The organism is Haloplanus salinarum (assembly GCF_009762275.1).
GTDB classification, from domain to species: Archaea; Halobacteriota; Halobacteria; order Halobacteriales; family Haloferacaceae; genus Haloplanus; species Haloplanus salinarum.
Map to the genome: position 1 here is coordinate 3,152,233 of NZ_CP034345.1, position 15,645 is coordinate 3,167,877.

13 protein-coding genes are annotated in these 15,645 nt (G+C 62.2%); 4 read left to right on the forward strand and 9 right to left on the reverse strand.

Features of this window, described 5'->3' with window-relative positions; translation table 11 throughout:
• Positions 1 to 5: 5 nt before the first annotated feature.
• Positions 6 to 542 carry an acyltransferase gene (locus tag EI982_RS17510; protein WP_157690914.1) on the forward strand — a complete coding sequence of 179 codons (537 nt, stop codon included), beginning with the start codon at positions 6 to 8 and terminating at the stop codon, positions 540 to 542.
• Between the two features lie 61 nt (positions 543 to 603).
• On the opposite strand, the gene EI982_RS17515 is transcribed toward EI982_RS17510, so the two are convergent.
• The 7 genes from EI982_RS17515 to aglJ all read right to left on the reverse strand — a co-directional run bounded on the left by EI982_RS17515 (position 604) and on the right by aglJ (position 7,030).
• Positions 604 to 1,386, reverse strand: a complete 783-nt coding sequence (locus tag EI982_RS17515; RefSeq protein ID WP_157690915.1) for a mechanosensitive ion channel domain-containing protein — start codon at positions 1,384 to 1,386, stop codon at positions 604 to 606.
• 1 nt (position 1,387) lies between these two features.
• The gene (dacZ, locus tag EI982_RS17520) at positions 1,388 to 2,197 is read right to left on the reverse strand and encodes a diadenylate cyclase DacZ (protein ID WP_157690916.1); all 810 of its coding nucleotides are present in this window, start codon (positions 2,195 to 2,197) and stop codon (positions 1,388 to 1,390) included.
• Positions 2,198 to 2,315: 118 nt separating this feature from the next.
• Entirely contained in the window at positions 2,316 to 3,632 is a 1,317-nt protein-coding gene (gene purD, locus EI982_RS17525; RefSeq protein ID WP_157690917.1) for a phosphoribosylamine--glycine ligase, read from the reverse strand.
• A gap of 56 nt (positions 3,633 to 3,688) precedes the next feature.
• Complete coding sequence (locus tag EI982_RS17530) at positions 3,689 to 4,897, reverse strand: MFS transporter (RefSeq protein ID WP_157690918.1); 1,209 nt, start codon at positions 4,895 to 4,897, stop codon at positions 3,689 to 3,691.
• A gap of 43 nt (positions 4,898 to 4,940) precedes the next feature.
• On the reverse strand, positions 4,941 to 5,546 hold the full coding sequence (locus EI982_RS17535; protein WP_157690919.1) for a winged helix-turn-helix transcriptional regulator: 606 nt from the start codon (positions 5,544 to 5,546) through the stop codon (positions 4,941 to 4,943).
• A 67-nt stretch (positions 5,547 to 5,613) separates the two neighbouring features.
• Complete coding sequence (locus tag EI982_RS17540) at positions 5,614 to 5,964, reverse strand: hypothetical protein (RefSeq protein WP_157690920.1); 351 nt, start codon at positions 5,962 to 5,964, stop codon at positions 5,614 to 5,616.
• Positions 5,965 to 6,118: 154 nt separating this feature from the next.
• A complete protein-coding gene (aglJ, locus tag EI982_RS17545; RefSeq protein ID WP_394352054.1) occupies positions 6,119 to 7,030 on the reverse strand; it encodes an S-layer glycoprotein N-glycosyltransferase AglJ in 912 nt (303 codons plus the stop codon).
• 1,562 nt (positions 7,031 to 8,592) lie between these two features.
• Here aglJ and EI982_RS19195 point away from each other — a divergent pair.
• Both EI982_RS19195 and EI982_RS17555 read left to right on the forward strand, forming a co-directional pair.
• On the forward strand, positions 8,593 to 9,006 hold the full coding sequence (locus EI982_RS19195; RefSeq protein ID WP_394352067.1) for a helix-turn-helix domain-containing protein: 414 nt from the start codon (positions 8,593 to 8,595) through the stop codon (positions 9,004 to 9,006).
• 2,612 nt (positions 9,007 to 11,618) lie between these two features.
• Positions 11,619 to 12,791 (forward strand): hypothetical protein, encoded by a 1,173-nt coding sequence (locus tag EI982_RS17555; protein WP_157690922.1) that lies wholly within the window; start codon positions 11,619 to 11,621, stop codon positions 12,789 to 12,791.
• Between the two features lie 682 nt (positions 12,792 to 13,473).
• Here the strand turns inward: EI982_RS17555 and EI982_RS17560 are convergent.
• Both EI982_RS17560 and EI982_RS17565 read right to left on the reverse strand, forming a co-directional pair.
• Positions 13,474 to 14,592, reverse strand: a complete 1,119-nt coding sequence (locus tag EI982_RS17560) for a transposase (protein ID WP_157690923.1) — start codon at positions 14,590 to 14,592, stop codon at positions 13,474 to 13,476.
• Positions 14,593 to 14,717: 125 nt separating this feature from the next.
• Positions 14,718 to 15,062 carry a helix-turn-helix domain-containing protein gene (locus EI982_RS17565; protein WP_157690924.1) on the reverse strand — a complete coding sequence of 115 codons (345 nt, stop codon included), beginning with the start codon at positions 15,060 to 15,062 and terminating at the stop codon, positions 14,718 to 14,720.
• A gap of 93 nt (positions 15,063 to 15,155) precedes the next feature.
• Between EI982_RS17565 and EI982_RS17570 the strand changes: the two genes are divergently transcribed.
• A complete protein-coding gene (locus EI982_RS17570) occupies positions 15,156 to 15,473 on the forward strand; it encodes a hypothetical protein (RefSeq protein ID WP_157690925.1) in 318 nt (105 codons plus the stop codon).
• Positions 15,474 to 15,645: the final 172 nt, after the last annotated feature.

The following is a 15,645-nucleotide window of genomic DNA, read 5'->3' on the forward strand; positions in this document are numbered from 1 at the left end:
GGGGCGTGAGCGATTCGGACGCCGCCCGGCGACACGACCGCCTCGACCGGATCCCGACGGCCGGGCCGCGGAACTCGCTGTGGCACTGGACGGAGGCCAAGGGCCCGCTCCGGGTCGTTCTGAACTACCTCGCGGTCTGGGTGATCCGGATCGCCCCGAGCCTGCGGCTGAAAAACTGGGTCCTGCGACGCCTCGGCGCGACGGTCGAACCCGGGGTTGCCGTCGGCCTGGAGGCGACCCCCGACGTGTTCTGGCCCGAACTCCTGACGATCCGGGCCGACGCAGTCGTCGGCTACGACGCCACGCTCCTCTGTCACGAGTTCCTGCAGGCGGAGTACCGGACCGGCGAGGTGGTGATCGGCGAACGGGCGATGATCGGCGCGGGGGCCGTCGTCCTCCCCGGCGTCGAGGTCGGTGCGGACGCGAAGGTGGCGGCGAACTCCCTGGTGACCGGCGACGTGTCGCCGGGGACGACCGTCGCGGGGGTGCCGGCCCGGCCGGTCGACGGCGGCGTCGGTGACGGCGACGGCGACGGCGAGTGAGCCCGGCGGGCCGTCGTCGACACCCGTCCCCGCCATCGCGAACCCGGCACCGGCGGCGCGCTCAGGTCCGGATCCGTGCGAAGCCGTCGGCGAACACCTTGTCGTTCGGGAGGACGTACTCCTCGTCGTCGGCCTCGACGTGAGTGACGAAGAGGTCCATCTCCTGGACGATCCCCCGGACCTCGCCGACCCGGATCTCGTCGCCGATGGTGTAGGGCTGGTGCAGGAGGAGATACGCACCGACCGCGCCGGCCGAGAGCAACTGCCGGAACGCGAGGCCGCCGAGGAAGACGAGCGCGAAGACGTAGGCCGCGAGCAGGACGATCAGGGCGGCGGTCGCGACGCCGACCTGGCCGAGGGCGATCAGGGCCGCGAGATAGAAGACGCTGTATTTCGCCACCAGCGGGAGGACGTTCACCTGCGGGAGCTTCACCCCGCGGAACCGTTCGGAGACCACCAGCTCCACCTTGTCCCCGAGGACGACGCCGACGATGAGGACGATCACCGCCAGGAACAGCTGGGGCAGGAAGCCGGCGACGGCGTTCCAGAACTGGGCGACGTACTCGATTTCGGCGACGGCGATGGCGGCGAAGACCGCGATGCCGAAGACGAAGTAGCCGGCGATGGCCCCGAGGATCGCCACCGTCGAGGTGCCGAACTCGCGGGCGGTTCGCTCGAAGGTGGTCCCCTCGATGGCACCGGGGACGCCGGCCCGCCGGAGGAGTCGCCGGGTGACGATCCGGACCAGCCAGCCGAGGAGGACGCCGAGAACGAGCGTCCCGAGGGCCAGCCAGAACCGGAGCGGAACCGCCGACAGGGCCGCTCGAACCGACCCGCCTTGCATCTCAGTACTCCTCCGGATCGATCTCCAGGATCAGATCGCCGCGCTTGAACGCCCGGACCATCCCGTCGGACTCCGAGAGGACGATGGCGATGGCGTTGGTGTCCCGGGTGATCGCGCCGCCCGCCATGTGACGCGCCCCGAGTCCCTTCGGGATGTCGACGCCCTCGGCGGAGGGTTCCAGATAGCGGTACGCCGAGACGATCTTGCCCGCATCGGAGACGACGAAGGCCCCGTCGAGCCGCGAGAACTCCTTGAGCATCACGTTCACGATGGGGTCGCCGACGTGGACGTGGGACTTCTCGAAGGGGTTGTAGCTGAGCGGCCGGGACTTGTTCATCACCTTGCCCGCGTCGCCGACGACGAACAGCGCCCCCACGGGTTTGCCCTTCTGCCCCTTCTTGCCGAGGTCGATGGCCACCTCGAAGACGTCACGGACGACGCCCGGTTCGGCCCGCGAGTCGATGAACAGGTCGTAGACCCCCGACCGCACCGACTCGTCGACCCGTATCCGGACCACCGTGTCGGCGTCGTCGCCGAACATCGCCAGCGAGCAGGCGACGGTGTCTCCCTCGGCGACGAACCCCTGCTCCATCGCCCCCTCGATACCGAACTTGATCCGGTCGCGGACGTTCTCGAACCCCAGCGGGAGTTCGACGAACGCGTCAGCGTCGACACCGTTCTCGGCGGCGATCACCACCTGCGTCACGTCGACGTCGTCGAACCGCTCGTAGTGGGGGGCCGACGGGGAAAACAGGAACAGACCGTCGACGTCCGCCACGAGGTCACCCAGAGAATCCCGTAACGTCGCCATTGACGGAACGACGAGACGTGACGAAATAAAGGTTTGCAGACCGTCACACGTCCGTCATGCGCCTCTCGATTCGTCGGACCGTTGACCGTCTCGATCCCGCAGTCGACGCCCGGCAGCCTCACTCCCGAAGCCGCTCGACGTGGTCGATCCGCCGCTGTACGAGCGCGGGTTTGCCGATGTCCTCGCGCACCCGCAGCCCGTCGCCGGCGGCGTCCAGCGCCGCGTCGGCGATGGCCTCGGCGTCGCCGATGGTCCCGTCGACACCGACGACCGCGAAGGCCCGGGAGGTGGTGGTGTAGAGGCCGTCCTCGCGGGCGTCGACGCTCGCGTAGAAGAGGAGCGCCTCGCCGGCGTCGGTGCCGTGTTCGGCCGCCGCGCGCGCGACGCTGTCCTCGTCGACGTCGATCCGGGCGCCGGACTCGGGGTCGGTCGGGTAGCCCGCGGGGACGGCGTATTTACAGACCGTGGCCCGCGGCGAGAACTCGAGGTCGGGGAGGGCGTCGCCGTCCCGGGCGGCCGTGAGCACGTCGAGGAAGGGCGTCTCCATGACCGGCAGGGTGTTCATCGCCTCGGGGTCGCCGAAGCGGGCGTTGAACTCCACGACGCGGACGCCGTCGGCGGTGAGCATGAACTGGCCGTAGAGGACGCCCTTGTACTCGGGGAGGGCGTCGACCGTCGCCGTCAGGACGTCGACGGCGGCCTCGTAGTCCGTCGCGTCCATGAACGGGAGCGTGGGGTCGGCGTCGCTGTAGCTCCCCATGCCGCCGGTGTTCGGCCCCTCGTCGCCCTCGTAGGCACGCTTGTGGTCCTGGACGGCCGGCGTTACCCGCACCGACCCGTTCGCTACGAACGCTTGGACGGTGAACTCCTCGCCCACCAGCCGTTCCTCGAGGACAACGCGGTCGTAGTCCGACGCACGGAGGTACTCCTTGGCCTCGGCTTTCGTCACCTGGTCGCCGGTGACGCGGACGCCCTTGCCGCCGGTGAGGCCGGCGGGCTTCACGGCCAAGTGACCGTCGTAGTCGTCGATGTACTCGCAGGCGGCTTCCGTGTCCTCGAACGTCTCGAAGTCGGGACAGCCGGGGACGTCGTTCTCCCGCATGAACCGCCGCTGGTAGGCCTTGTCCGTCTCGATGCGTGCCGCCTCGGCCCCCGGCCCGAAGGCGTAGACGCCGGCGGCGTCGAGGGCGTCGGCGACCCCCGCCGCGAGGGCGGACTCGGGGCCGATCACCGCGAGCGTGGCGTCGACGTCCGTCGCGAAGTCGACGACGGCGTCGGCGTCGGTCTCGTCGATCGATCGGACCTCCGCGGCCAGGTCGGCGATGCCGGGGTTGCGGTTGCTCGCACAGGCATAGAGGTCACAGTCCGGCGCGACGGCGCGGGCGATGGCGTGTTCGCGCCCGCCGCCGCCGACGAGGAGCACTGTCTCGGACATGCGTGACTCACCCCGCGGAGGCGGCCTAAACGTTGCCCTTTGGCGCCCGCCCGGATTCACTCCGGGGCGACGCGGACGCCCGCTCGGCCGCCGGCGGCGACGAACAGGGCGAGGGCGCCGACGCCGGCGGCCACCCCGGCGACCCCGAGCGGGAGTTCGTACCCCACACCGAGTTCCGTCGCGGGCAGCGTAAACAGCGGCGGCCCGACGGCCTGTGCCCCGAGGACGACGCTCGTTCGCAGGCTCATGACGCCCCCGCGGAACTCGGGGCCGGCGATCGATGACAACGCGGACGCGACCGACGGGAGGACGAGTCCGTGGCCGGCGCCGAACACGCAGAGCGCGAGGAGGACGCCGGGCGCGGAGGGCGCCGCCCAGACGCCCAGGAGCCCGGCGGCGTAACAGACGAACCCGAGGGTGACGATCCCCAGATCCGAGAGGTGGCGGGCGATCCGGCCGTTGCACACCGCCACCACCGCCGCGAGCAACATCGCGCCCGTCACCAGCGCGCCGATCCGCCCCGATTCGAGGCCGTAGGTTCCCTCCAGCAGGAACGGGACGGCGGTGAGGACGCCGCCGAAGAAGAGCGCGAAACTCGCGAGCGTCGCGCCGTAGAGCGTCAGCGCCTCCCGCGTCGGCAGCGACGCCACCGCGTCGCGCAGGTACGAGCCGTCGTGCCGACCCTCGCCGCCGGCCGTCGGCGGGTCGAGATACCGGACGACGAGGACGGCGACGACGACGCTCGACCCGTAGAGGAGAAACGGGGCGTCCCAGGACCGGGTCGCCAGCGTCCCGCCGAGGACGGGACCGCCGGCGGCGCTGAAGGAGATCCCCGCGCTGACGGCGCCCATCACGGCGTTGCGGCGCGTGCCCTCGTAGTAGTCGCCGACGAGCGCAAGCGTCAGCGAGGCGAGGATGCTCCCGCCGACGCTCCCCTGTATCGCCCGGAGGGCGAGCACCATCCAGAACTCCGTCGCCAGCGTCACGGCCACGCCCGCGACGCCGAAGATCAGCAGACAGGGAACGATCACCCGGCGGCGTCCGAGGCGGTCTGCGTACATCCCCACCACCGGCGCGAGGACGGCTCCCGGGACGGCGAAGGCGGTGATGACGAGGCCGCTCCGCGTGCTCGAGACGCCGAAGGCGTCGGCGATGGCGGGGAGCGCCGGCCCCACGATGTTCACGTCGAGCGGTGCCACCGCGGCCGTCGCCAGGAGGAGATAGAGCCGCCCGGATCGCCACGGGACGCCGCCCTCGTCCGACATCGCCCGGCACGACGGCCGGCACCCTAATCAACGGTTCGGACGATCACTCGGCGCCGTCGCCGGCGCCCTCGTCGAACCGCTCGTATCGCTCCGCGAACCGGCGCTCGCAGGACGGACAGCAGAACTGGTGGCGTTCCCCGCCGATCCGGGCGGTCGTCCCCTCGCTCGTCACGGTGTTGCCACACTCGGCACACGAGAGGGCGAACCCGGTGCCGCCGACCGTCGGCGTCCACTCCCCCTCGGTCAGGAGCGTCACCGTGTAGTCATCGACGGCGTCCGCCGCGAGCGTCGCGTCGAGCCACCGGGGGACGTCCCCGTCCGGGATGCGGGCATAACAGATCAGGTCGCGCTCCGCGGTCGTGAACAGGTGTTCGACCGCCTCGGCCTCCCGCAGACTCGCCCGGGCGTCGTCGACGGCGGCCGTCGGCGTCTCGACGCGGACCAGCACCGGCACCCCCTCGCGGAGTTTCGAGCGGTCGATGTCGACGGTGAACCGGCGGACGATGCCCATCTCCTGGAGGCGGTCGACGCGGTCCGACACCGCGGGCGGCGAGAGGTCGACCGTCTCCGCGATCTCCGCCCACGGTTTCCGGGCGTTCCCCATCAGGGCCTGCAGTATCGCCAGATCCGTCTCGTCGAGGTCGCGCATACCCGAAAGACGGGCGGCGGCGGGTTTGTACCTTCTCCCGAAGGCGACCGTTCCCGAGGCGCCACGGTCACGACCCGTCCGAGTCGGTGTCCTCGTCCGACGGCAGCAGATCCTCCGGCTGTCGGCGCGCCCGAGGTTTGTTCAGGTGCCTGCGCATCCGTTCGCGGTCGTCCTCGGTGATCCGACCGGGGGCGCGGTCGCGGCCGTTCTCGGCCGTTCGGGCGCGGTCGCGGGCGTCCGAACTCCTCGTGGCGGCGCCCGCGGTGTCCGGATCGCCGTCGGACGCGTCGTCCGTCCCCTCGTCGCCCGTCCCCCCGCGGGTCCCGACCCTCCCCAGACGACCGGCCACGACGACCGCGCCCAGGGACGCGATCAGGAGCAGCCCCACGACGAGCGCCAGAACCGTGTACTGATCCATGCGTTGGCCGTCGAGGTGGTACTCCCCTCGTCGTAATCAACCGTGCAGACGTGTAAACCACGAGACCGATTTAACCCGGCTTTATTCAGTTTCATCGACACGTGTGATCCTCGGTTCGTCGGCGGATCCGAATCGAAGCGACCCGCCGTCGGCCTCACCGGCCGTCCCCGTCCCGAATCCGCTCGCGGTGCAGGGAGAGGATCAGGTCCGCGAGCACGCCGAACATCAGCAGTTGGACGCCGACGAGGATGGCGAAGGCGGCGACGACGGCGAGCACCTCGTGGGAGACCTGTCGGGTGACCCACTCCACGCCGACGTACGCGGCGATCACCCCGCCCGAGACCGTCGAGACGGCGCCGATGCTCCCGAAGTAGAACAGGGGATTGTTCGTCTTGGCCCGGCGGTAGAGTTCGAGGATGATGATTCCGCCGTCGCGGATGGGGTGGAGGTTGGTGTTCGACCCCGCGGGCCGCGGGAGGTAGGTGATCGGTACCACCGTCGTCTGGATGCCGCGTTTGGCACACTCGACGGCCATCTCCGTCTCGATGCCGAACCCGTCGGCGGTGAGGTGCATCCGGTCGAAGGACTCCCGGGTGAAGGCCCGATACCCCGAGAGGATGTCCCCGAAGGACTTGCCGTGGATGTGTCCGAAGGCCCCGTTGATGAGGCGGTTGCCGATGCGGTTGAGCGCCGTCATCGCCCCCGAGCGCATGTCGGCAAAGCGGTTCCCGATCACGTGTTCGGCCTCGCCCGAGCGGAGGGGTTCGAGCATCGCGTCCGCGTCGGCGGCGCGGTAGGTTCCGTCGCCGTCGAGCATGAGGACGTACGCCGCGTCGATGTGGCGTTCGACGGCCTCGCGGACCGCCTGTCCCTTCCCCGATCCCGATTGCTCGACCACCCGGGCGCCGGCCTCGCGGGCCACCTCCCGGGTGTCGTCGGTCGATCCCCCGTCGATCACGAGGACGTTCTCGTAGCCCTCGTCGCGGAAGTCCGCAACCACGTCGCCGATAGTCTCGGCCTCGTCGAGGGTTGGGACGAGAATGCAGACGTTGTCGGGAGCCATCATCGAAACATCGGGCAGGGAACAATCAAAATAGTTCCGGAGGAACCTCGAATGAAACGAAAATCGAGGGAGACTCCAAGCCTACGGAACCACGTGTAATGATTTTCTCTCACTACACTTGATGGCGACTGAACTAGTTAGAAATGAAATGAATCCTTGTTTCATCACACTACCGGTGCGAAGTACTCCTTCTGTGAAGGAACATGGCTATTGGATGGCCAGTCCGGACGCATATGGTAGCTGAAGAAGGCCAGAGTACATCGAGGAATGGCTGCGTTTCCGGCAGGCCTTCGCCGGCGTCTAGAGACATCGAATCGGGCAACGAACGCCGGAGGACAGCCGATGAAGCGAACTACCTGTCGAAATCATTTATCAGCGCGAAGGAATCTTCGACGACTTCGAGCCCGTTGATATCGGTGAGACGAATGCTGTCGAAGGCGAAAATCGGTTCGGGATGGACAACGAGTCCGACAACTGGCGGCGTGAATACGAGAATGACGTGAGTCGCTCCAATAGTGCGGGACGCTGGGCGCACGCAAATAGTTAGTCAGAGAGAAAGGAAGGGTGGGTCAAGGACTGGACGACCGTCGACCGACACCGAGACCATCCTGAGAGATTCGCGGGCGAGACACCGCCATTCGGTACCGGTCCACTCGTCTTCGTAGCGCCACCAGCCTGTCGTATCGCGTTTGGGCTCGAAGCGGTAGCGCCGACGAGCCTCGTCACTGGGGTCGAATTCGATCGTGAAACACGGTGCAGGTTGTGTCTTGACGACATCACTCTCGCTACTGGCGGTTGTCGTTGCTGTCGTCGGTACGGGATCAACTGGAGTTGGTGGTTGGGTTTGCATGGCTGTCTTCGGTCGCATTTCTCTCGACCTTCAGTTCCACTGGGAGATACAAACAGATCGTTTCGAACCGCCTTCCAATATTATTCTATAGATGAGTGACTGAGTAGTGGCCGATCATTGTATTCGGTTGTTTGTACTATATCTCACAGATCGCCCCGGCGCGTAGCTCACACTGGACGAGAGGGCTCCATTTCTATCATGGAGTCATGTTCGAGTTGTAGGGCACGGTGTGAAGCACGGTGTGGGGCATTGATAACACTGGGCGGCAGGCACCCGTCAAATCGGCCGACAGCGGTAGGTGTGGGGCATTCACCACCGACTGATATAATAGTAATAGTGTAGATGTCACGAGGTCTGCCGGTTGACTGTGACGACGGAGCAGGAGGGCCCCGATAAGAGGCCCAAAAATGCCGAACGGGATAAGAAGGAACACCGATGTTGGGGAGGCAGGCCTGCTGGGTCCGTGCTTGCGGATATCTAGACTGGAACGGCGGCCACTGCGAGCGGATAGCGATGTGTCGGTGGCAGATCCCGACCGACAGTAATTAGAAAAGGTTTGAGAATACATCGCTGTATGAGCGAATCGGTGACAGTTGTGCGGCGGATCCCCGAAACGGAGTTAGACGATTGACTCCAAGCGGCAGATGAGGGGCCACGAATCCGCCGGCTTGGATTTATCAAGAACCTCTATTGCGGTGATTCGGTTCAGGAAGCAATCAGTCGAGAGGGATTATCCAGATCGACTGGCTATCGGTGGCTCAAGGCATGGAATGCAGGCGGGATTACAGCGATGATGCCCGACTATGACGGTGGCCGGCCTCCAAAACTGTCCGAGGAGAATCGCGAGCGATTTCGAGCGATCATCGAACGGGAGCAACCCTGTACAACGGCTGAGGTCGTATCGATTCTTGAGACCACGTTTGGGGTAACGTACGCGCCGGTGTATTTACCACGGGTACTGAAAGAAATTGGACTCGAATACGAGCCACCAGACCGCGAGATAGCGACGCGCAAGGACGTATCGGAAGCCATTGAGTGGGACAAAAAAGAACCAGTCCCAACAACGGGACGCCACCCATATGATAGCCGCAAGCAACGCTCCAACGTGGGATGGGTCCTGCAAGAATAAAGACGGCAGCTCGTATGGCGGCATAACATATCACTATCGACCACAGTGTGTCCCATTTAATCTCTATCGTACTCATTCTACTCTGACTAGTAATCAGACTGGTGAAATGATTATTAATTTATGTATCAGAGAATTCACCAATGCAGATCTGAGTAACTCATTCCAGCAGAGCACGTAGAGCAACCGGGAGCTTTTTTGAGCATCGAGCCGGGTAGCATGAAAAGGTCTGACATAGAGGCAACGAGTGGTGATGCGAAGCTCACCAGTTCGTGTTGGGGACGTCGAAGCAAAGGTTCGTCGGCGTAGTGATGCAGACTACTCGTCGGGAGTCACGTGGAACACGCGAGACGTTGCGTTGGTCCCCACCACGGACAGGATGATTTCCTCCGATAGTGACACCGGATTCCTTCGCGCAGACAGACAGCTATTTCTCCAGGTGGGCATGCCAAGCGGGACAGGACCCCGCCACGAGTTGGGAGCGACGCCAGTCACCCAAGGGCTCTCGTTGGTCCGAGTCGACTAACGTTCGATCACTCCGAACCGATCGATTGCGACCCACGGACAGGCGAGACGACAGGGCTGGCCCAACTGACTCTCGTGGTGGCCCAGCACCGACTCGATATCCTGCCTACTACCAGCGGGATGTGGGGCAAGTCGGTGGCGCCGTCGCTCACCAAGCGATCGAGCGGGGCGGACACAGCGACGGCCACCACCGGAACGACAGATTGCCAGCCGATCGATGACCGCTACCATCCCCATCCTCACCTAGAACGTGTTCGGCACTCGGGGATGGTGTAATCGGTGGTGTTCTCCAAGACAGTGCTGAGTGAGATTTGGGGCGGCCGTCCGTGCGGAGCTCGCTTCGGATCGCGGACTCAGAAGACATGCGTCCTGACCGATCGCTGGTGTCTCACCGGTGGCGGCACGGTGTTGCTTGTCGAACCTAGGTGTGTAGTCCAGTCGCGTGTGTCGTGTTCACCGATACGGGTCGGTTGGCACGACCCCAAGAGACAACCTCGGTTTGCGATGCGGTCCACGGATGGTTGTCTTCAAAAGAGTGGACTGTCACTCCTGAGTTTCCAGCCAGGATCTGCCGGTGGCGAGAAGTACATCTGGGTCCCTCCTGGAGGGACTGAGAGTATGCGATACATCACTGGTGTATGGCCCGGCTATTAGTATTATATCAGTCGGAGATGAGTGCCACACACCTGCCGCCATCTGTCGATTCGTCGGGTGCCTGCCGCTCAGTGTTATCGATGCCACACACCGTGCTTCACACCGTGTCCCCCCGTCTGTATCGGGGGTTACACCAACGGGATAAGTATGGACTAAGACGTACCTGTCGCATGGCGAATCCGTCTCTCGTTTGTCGTTTGTTCGAATAGCCAAGTAGGGAGAGAGCCCCTCAGTGAAGCGCCCGCTCCCTATCCAAGAAACTCTTGAGCAATCTCCGAGCAACCTCCGAGCAACCTTCGAGCAATCTCCGAGCAACCTCCGAGCAACCTCCGAACGCTCCATGAAGCATTCTTGAGTCCCCCACGAGACTCATCTATATCCCTCCAACATGGCCAACTAACGCCAACGACGATCGAAGAACACACTAGTCATCGTCACCGCTTCAGAGATATCTGTAGTGATGCCACAGATAACATGCACCCACGCGAATCGACAGGATCGCTACTGGTAGCAGCCTGCGACTGGCTGGAAGAGCTACTGCAGACACCAAGGATGTCATCGAGGATCCAGCGAACAGGAGTGGAACCATCTATCACAGCGGGCCTCACAGGAGGACCACAAGTCCCATGAATCCATATCAGGACTGTAACGAGAGGAACACTCAGCAAGTTCTCGCTCCCTGTTGTAGAGTGGACAAGTCTGGAAGAAGTTCATCCAGAGTATCCTTTTGCCTGATTGTCGACGGGTAGAACGAGTGGAGGAGTTGTGCTTGGCTCAATCAATAGTAGGGCCGGGTAGAGATCTCGATGAACTCTTGTCTCTGTCCTTGTGGAATCTCGATGTACCCTCGTCGCTATCTTGATGAAGGGTTGTCGCTGTCTCAATCGTGTCTTGATGAAGGGTCGTCGCTGTCCCAATTGTGTCTTGGTGAATGTTTGTCTCGTTGGAGTCCAAGCGAAGCCGTCTCATCTCGGTCTCGCAACACACTCACGATGGAACATGGCTGGACTCACAGTCGAATGTAGAGCGAGACTGAGTCGAGGTTGACGGCCCGAACACACGGACTCTGTGGCAAGATAGCGAGTGCAAATGCTGCTCTTTTTCGACCTGATCCACTGAGGATATGCTGTCTTTTTCGTGGACTTCTGGAGTACGTCCCGATATTCGGGGTAGCATTGCTAACTCTAACAATTTGTTTTATATGTCCCCCCAATTACCACGATAGAAGTCAGCCAGAACCACCAAACCGATTGACAGCGCCATCCCGCGATATGGAGACCTCTCAGCAATGCAGACACCACACCGACACACGCTGGTGAGTGTCTCACTGCCAGCTGGACTGAGGCGACGTCGCCCAACGCGGACCAATCCAGTGAGGACATGGCCAGCAACTTGTCGCGAACGGCTCGCTAAACACACTCACCACACAGCATACCATGGCAACAACCGACGGTTCGGGCTCTAATCCCGGCATCGCCGTTAGCCCACCGCCCGTAGAGGAGACCAACTTCGACCGCGAAAAGGTCGTGTTCGTCAAAGTCCCTGCGTCGATGGAAACGACCTTCGACACCGGGCCAACGAAAGGCACGATCGCACTCGCCGACATCTTCACGCAAAGCCGGATTGAGGTCGATGACGTTGAACAGTTTACGTGGCCCGTCGCTGATGGCCTGATGTATGCCTTCCGTGCATACGACCCGACGGTCCAATCGACGACACAGGCCAGAGTACAATCCCGTGGAGCAGACGATGACCCGCTTCCAGAGCCGCTACAGACAGTCTATGACACACTGAGCGCTGAGTTACCGGATGCACTCAAGATGCGTGCCGGGACGCTCCCGATCGGCGTCTTCGGCCGGAAACCTGCTGTTGGGAGCCGCCTCGTGATGGTCAATGACAACCAGAAAATCGCTGGCCGAAAGAAAGTATCCGGCGCGGATGCAAACGCGCTATTTGAGGATCTAGCCGACGAGCCGTTTCTCTATCATGTTATCTATCGGCGGCCGGAAAAGCTCCCTGAGAAGTATGAATATCAGGTGACAGTCCGGATCTTCCTGTTTGACCCGACCTACCGGATCCGCTCGGAAAGCGAGTATGCTCAGTGTCTCCGGATGGGACGGCGATGCGATCCGGCCGAATCTTTCGCTGAACTCGGCACGAGTTCGAGTCTTGCTGTCATCGACGACGCATATAATGTGCGCTGGTTAGATGATGATGAAGTTACACCAATCCGTGATAGTGGCCTCTCATGGTTTAGTAGTGACCGTGACCGAATCAGGGGAGAAACAGAGTTCGTCGGGATGTGCCGTGGCCAATATGGCGCTTCCGATATACTCGAAGATCTCTGTTCGTATACGAGTCTCCTCGCACGTGAAGTCGACCTCGAGCACTTCGTCGGGCTCGGGACCATCGATCCGCCCGAGAACCCATGGCAGGATGTCCGGGGGCCGTTGGACTCGACATCGACGATGTCGGGGTTGACCCTGCTGAGCTCACCCCCGAACAGGCCACAATCACCGCCGATGAACCTATCGAGAACACAGAATTCGATCAAACTCGATCTACCGCCAATGACGGGACTCTGGAACACTGGCGTGCGGTCAAACTGACCGGTATCTGTCTCGAAAGCGAAGGGTATGATGCCTACCTCGTCCGCCAAGATGGCGGCTCACGGCCCGATCTGTGGGTCCGTCGGCCTGACGGCGAAATCCTAGCCGTAGAAGTCGAATATCGGACGAGATCGAAGGCCGGAAGCTTCTATACGAACATCGTTCGGCAAGCTCTCTGGGGGTATAAAACTATCACAGTGATGGTCCCCCAAACTGACGATGACGGTCGGACCGAATCGCTCTCAACACTCGTTCAGTGGGCACTTGACAGCCTTTCGGTCCCGATGAAGAATCGCGACCGTCATGAGCGAGCGAATCAGCTAATGGACGGAGGCATAATAGGGATGAAGGAAGTGAATACGGCCGTACTGACGCTTTAGAGCATATAATACGGCCGTACTGTCGTTTTGAATCGGAGCATACGGTCGTATTATTCTCTGAGCTATCTTCTATCCCCCTTCGGGGAATCCCACGGATTTACAGTAGTTGCTGATTCAACCGTGAGAGCTGCTGAAAAGGAGTCGTATCTTCAGGTTCATTCACGATCGGCGTTACCATCTGAGGAGAGTGGTTGCTGATTGCCGGCCAAGAACCGCTGACGAGGGATGTTCTGGCAGTCTCGCCAGTAGCCAGCGGCGTCCTGACTCGGGCAGACGACCCGAGTCAGCCGCCGAGTGACACGCTATCCGTCCGGAATTGGACCGAGAAACGCTCGAAACAGGGCGGTCGGGAGGACTGGAGTGCTCCCGACCGCCCGATCCGGTGTGAGTAGAAGGTTCGTCAACACCCACAGATTGTAGAGAGCCACGGCAAACAGAAAGTAGAACAACCGGACAGAGAACGTCGGTGAGGACGTTTTCGGGAGAAACTCCGTGACCTTTCGGTAGGATGTTTCGATACCCCACCGACGGCGGTAGGCCTCTGCCAGCGGGTGAGCGAGGTCGCGCGTGACCTCGCGGTTGGTGACCAGGCAGAAGTGATCGTCCTCACGGGAGCGATGTGGAACGACGACGAGCCGGACTGTCGTCCGGCCCGTCGGTGGATTCGACCGTGCCATCTCGTACTCTGTAACGAATGTGTCTTCATCGTGGTCAGCGATGAACTGCTGTACCTTCCGTGTCTGTGGCGCACGCATCACGAACTCCACGTTGAGATCTTCCAGCGTCAACGCGAGATGGACGCGGTAGAAGCCACGATCGAGGTAGACACGATTGATATCGACGTACTCTCGCGCTTGGGAGACGAGTTGGCGGAGTACGTCCGCCAACTCGTCGGTCTTCTCACCATTGAGTGGCACCCATCCAAGGGTAAATCGGACGCTCGGATCAACGATACAGATGGTGGCGAACTTGTAGGCACAGTCGGTTCCTTGGTCGGGATCAGTCCGGGAGACCTGCGGTGTGTCGCTGTCACCATAGTAGAGCCAGTCGTGAACGTCGATCGCAACGTCGACGGGACGTGTGAACAGGCGGTTGCGGGCTGCTTCGGCGAGGACAGCATCGCGGACGCGGTCGAACTGATCGTCGACCGCGTCCGCGTCAAGTCCACGAAGATGATACAGCAGCGCTCTTGCTAGTGGATTCCGTGACTCGGCTCCAACATCTACATCGTCGCCACGGGCGAGTTGGTAGGCTTTCGCGCCAGCGTTGGCAAACTCGTTGTCGAAGGCAATCCGAGCGAGGACTCGCTGGAAGTCCTCGCTCGGATACGTGCCGTTGTCCGCAACATCGAACTCAAGCTCCGGAAACAGCATCGACGAGGCGGCACGACTCACCTGTTTTGCTTCAGCTGTCTCAACCATACCGAGACAACGAACCCGACGACAATCGGCTCTCTCCTACTTCAGCAACTACTGTTTAGCCGTGGGAGGAGGTCAAAGACTACCTCGTCTCCACGGAGTTTAGTAGATCTGTTCGTCGGCCATCGTCACTCGTCGGCGGCGTTCAGGGCACTGTTCAATTCGAAGAGCTCCTGGACGACGTCGCTCTTCGCGACGCGATACCGGCGCGGGGACGTGTTCGGAACCTCCTCAACCACATCGGTCTCCAAGAGGACGTCGATGTAGTTGCTCACGGTTTGCCGGGTGACGCCGGCGTGATCGGCGAGCTCGGTCCTGTTGAACTCCCGTCCCGGAGGCAGCGTGAGGATGGCGTCGATGAGGATCGGGACACTCTCGTGCTGGAAGAGATAGAGGACGCCACTCGGATTCTCCAAGCGGGCCTCCTTGGTGTCTTTCTCCGCCGCCGGGTGGTTCTGCGGTGACTCGCTCATACTGTCAGTTTACCCGCCTACGCATGTGACTGTTTCCTTGAGCGTAAACGCGTATTAACATACGCTTATCAGATAGAGTGAAAATAGAGGCATATGCGAAAGCCGTCAGTGAAATGCGCGCTCCTCGCAGCGATGATAGCCGAACATCGCTGGGGGGCACCTATCGTTGAGGAAAATCGTCTTTCTATCTCTGCTATCGATACGAGCGACTACCCTGCCGCCAGCGACGTCTTCGACGATCTGCGTTCCGCGCCCTACATCACGAATCGAGGGGACCGGGGAATCGAACTCGACAATGGGGAGTTCGGCCAACTGGCCGATGTCCTCTATCAGGAATGTGAGTGGGAACCATTCGAGATCAAGAGCCAGCTGAAGCACGACGAGGGCTGGGAGAACCACAATTGGGCGTGACCGTTACGACCCAACACATCGATAAGAGTTTTAGGCCCCCATTGCTCATATCCTGTTTCGGGGTTCAAATTGTTGTCTTCAGTTTCATAACCCGGAGCTCCGAGTCCCACATCCTGATTTTTCGATGTGATAACTGGGTCCTGAGAGTTAAGAGGACTTCCCAGACATCTGC

Excerpts from the sequence above, each read along its gene's own strand:
- EI982_RS17535 (WP_157690919.1), bottom strand. The coding sequence starts at position 5,546 with ATGCGCGACCTCGACGAGACGGATCTGGCGATACTGCAGGCCCTGATG.
- EI982_RS17530 (WP_157690918.1), bottom strand. The coding sequence starts at position 4,897 with ATGTCGGACGAGGGCGGCGTCCCGTGGCGATCCGGGCGGCTCTATCTC.
- EI982_RS17515 (WP_157690915.1), bottom strand. The coding sequence starts at position 1,386 with ATGCAAGGCGGGTCGGTTCGAGCGGCCCTGTCGGCGGTTCCGCTCCGG.
- purD (WP_157690917.1), bottom strand. The coding sequence starts at position 3,632 with ATGTCCGAGACAGTGCTCCTCGTCGGCGGCGGCGGGCGCGAACACGCC.
- dacZ (WP_157690916.1), bottom strand. The coding sequence starts at position 2,197 with ATGGCGACGTTACGGGATTCTCTGGGTGACCTCGTGGCGGACGTCGAC.
- EI982_RS17555 (WP_157690922.1), top strand. The coding sequence starts at position 11,619 with ATGGCAACAACCGACGGTTCGGGCTCTAATCCCGGCATCGCCGTTAGC.
- EI982_RS17565 (WP_157690924.1), bottom strand. The coding sequence starts at position 15,062 with ATGAGCGAGTCACCGCAGAACCACCCGGCGGCGGAGAAAGACACCAAG.
- EI982_RS17560 (WP_157690923.1), bottom strand. The coding sequence starts at position 14,592 with ATGGTTGAGACAGCTGAAGCAAAACAGGTGAGTCGTGCCGCCTCGTCG.
- EI982_RS17570 (WP_157690925.1), top strand. The coding sequence starts at position 15,156 with ATGCGAAAGCCGTCAGTGAAATGCGCGCTCCTCGCAGCGATGATAGCC.
- EI982_RS17540 (WP_157690920.1), bottom strand. The coding sequence starts at position 5,964 with ATGGATCAGTACACGGTTCTGGCGCTCGTCGTGGGGCTGCTCCTGATC.
- aglJ (WP_394352054.1), bottom strand. The coding sequence starts at position 7,030 with ATGATGGCTCCCGACAACGTCTGCATTCTCGTCCCAACCCTCGACGAG.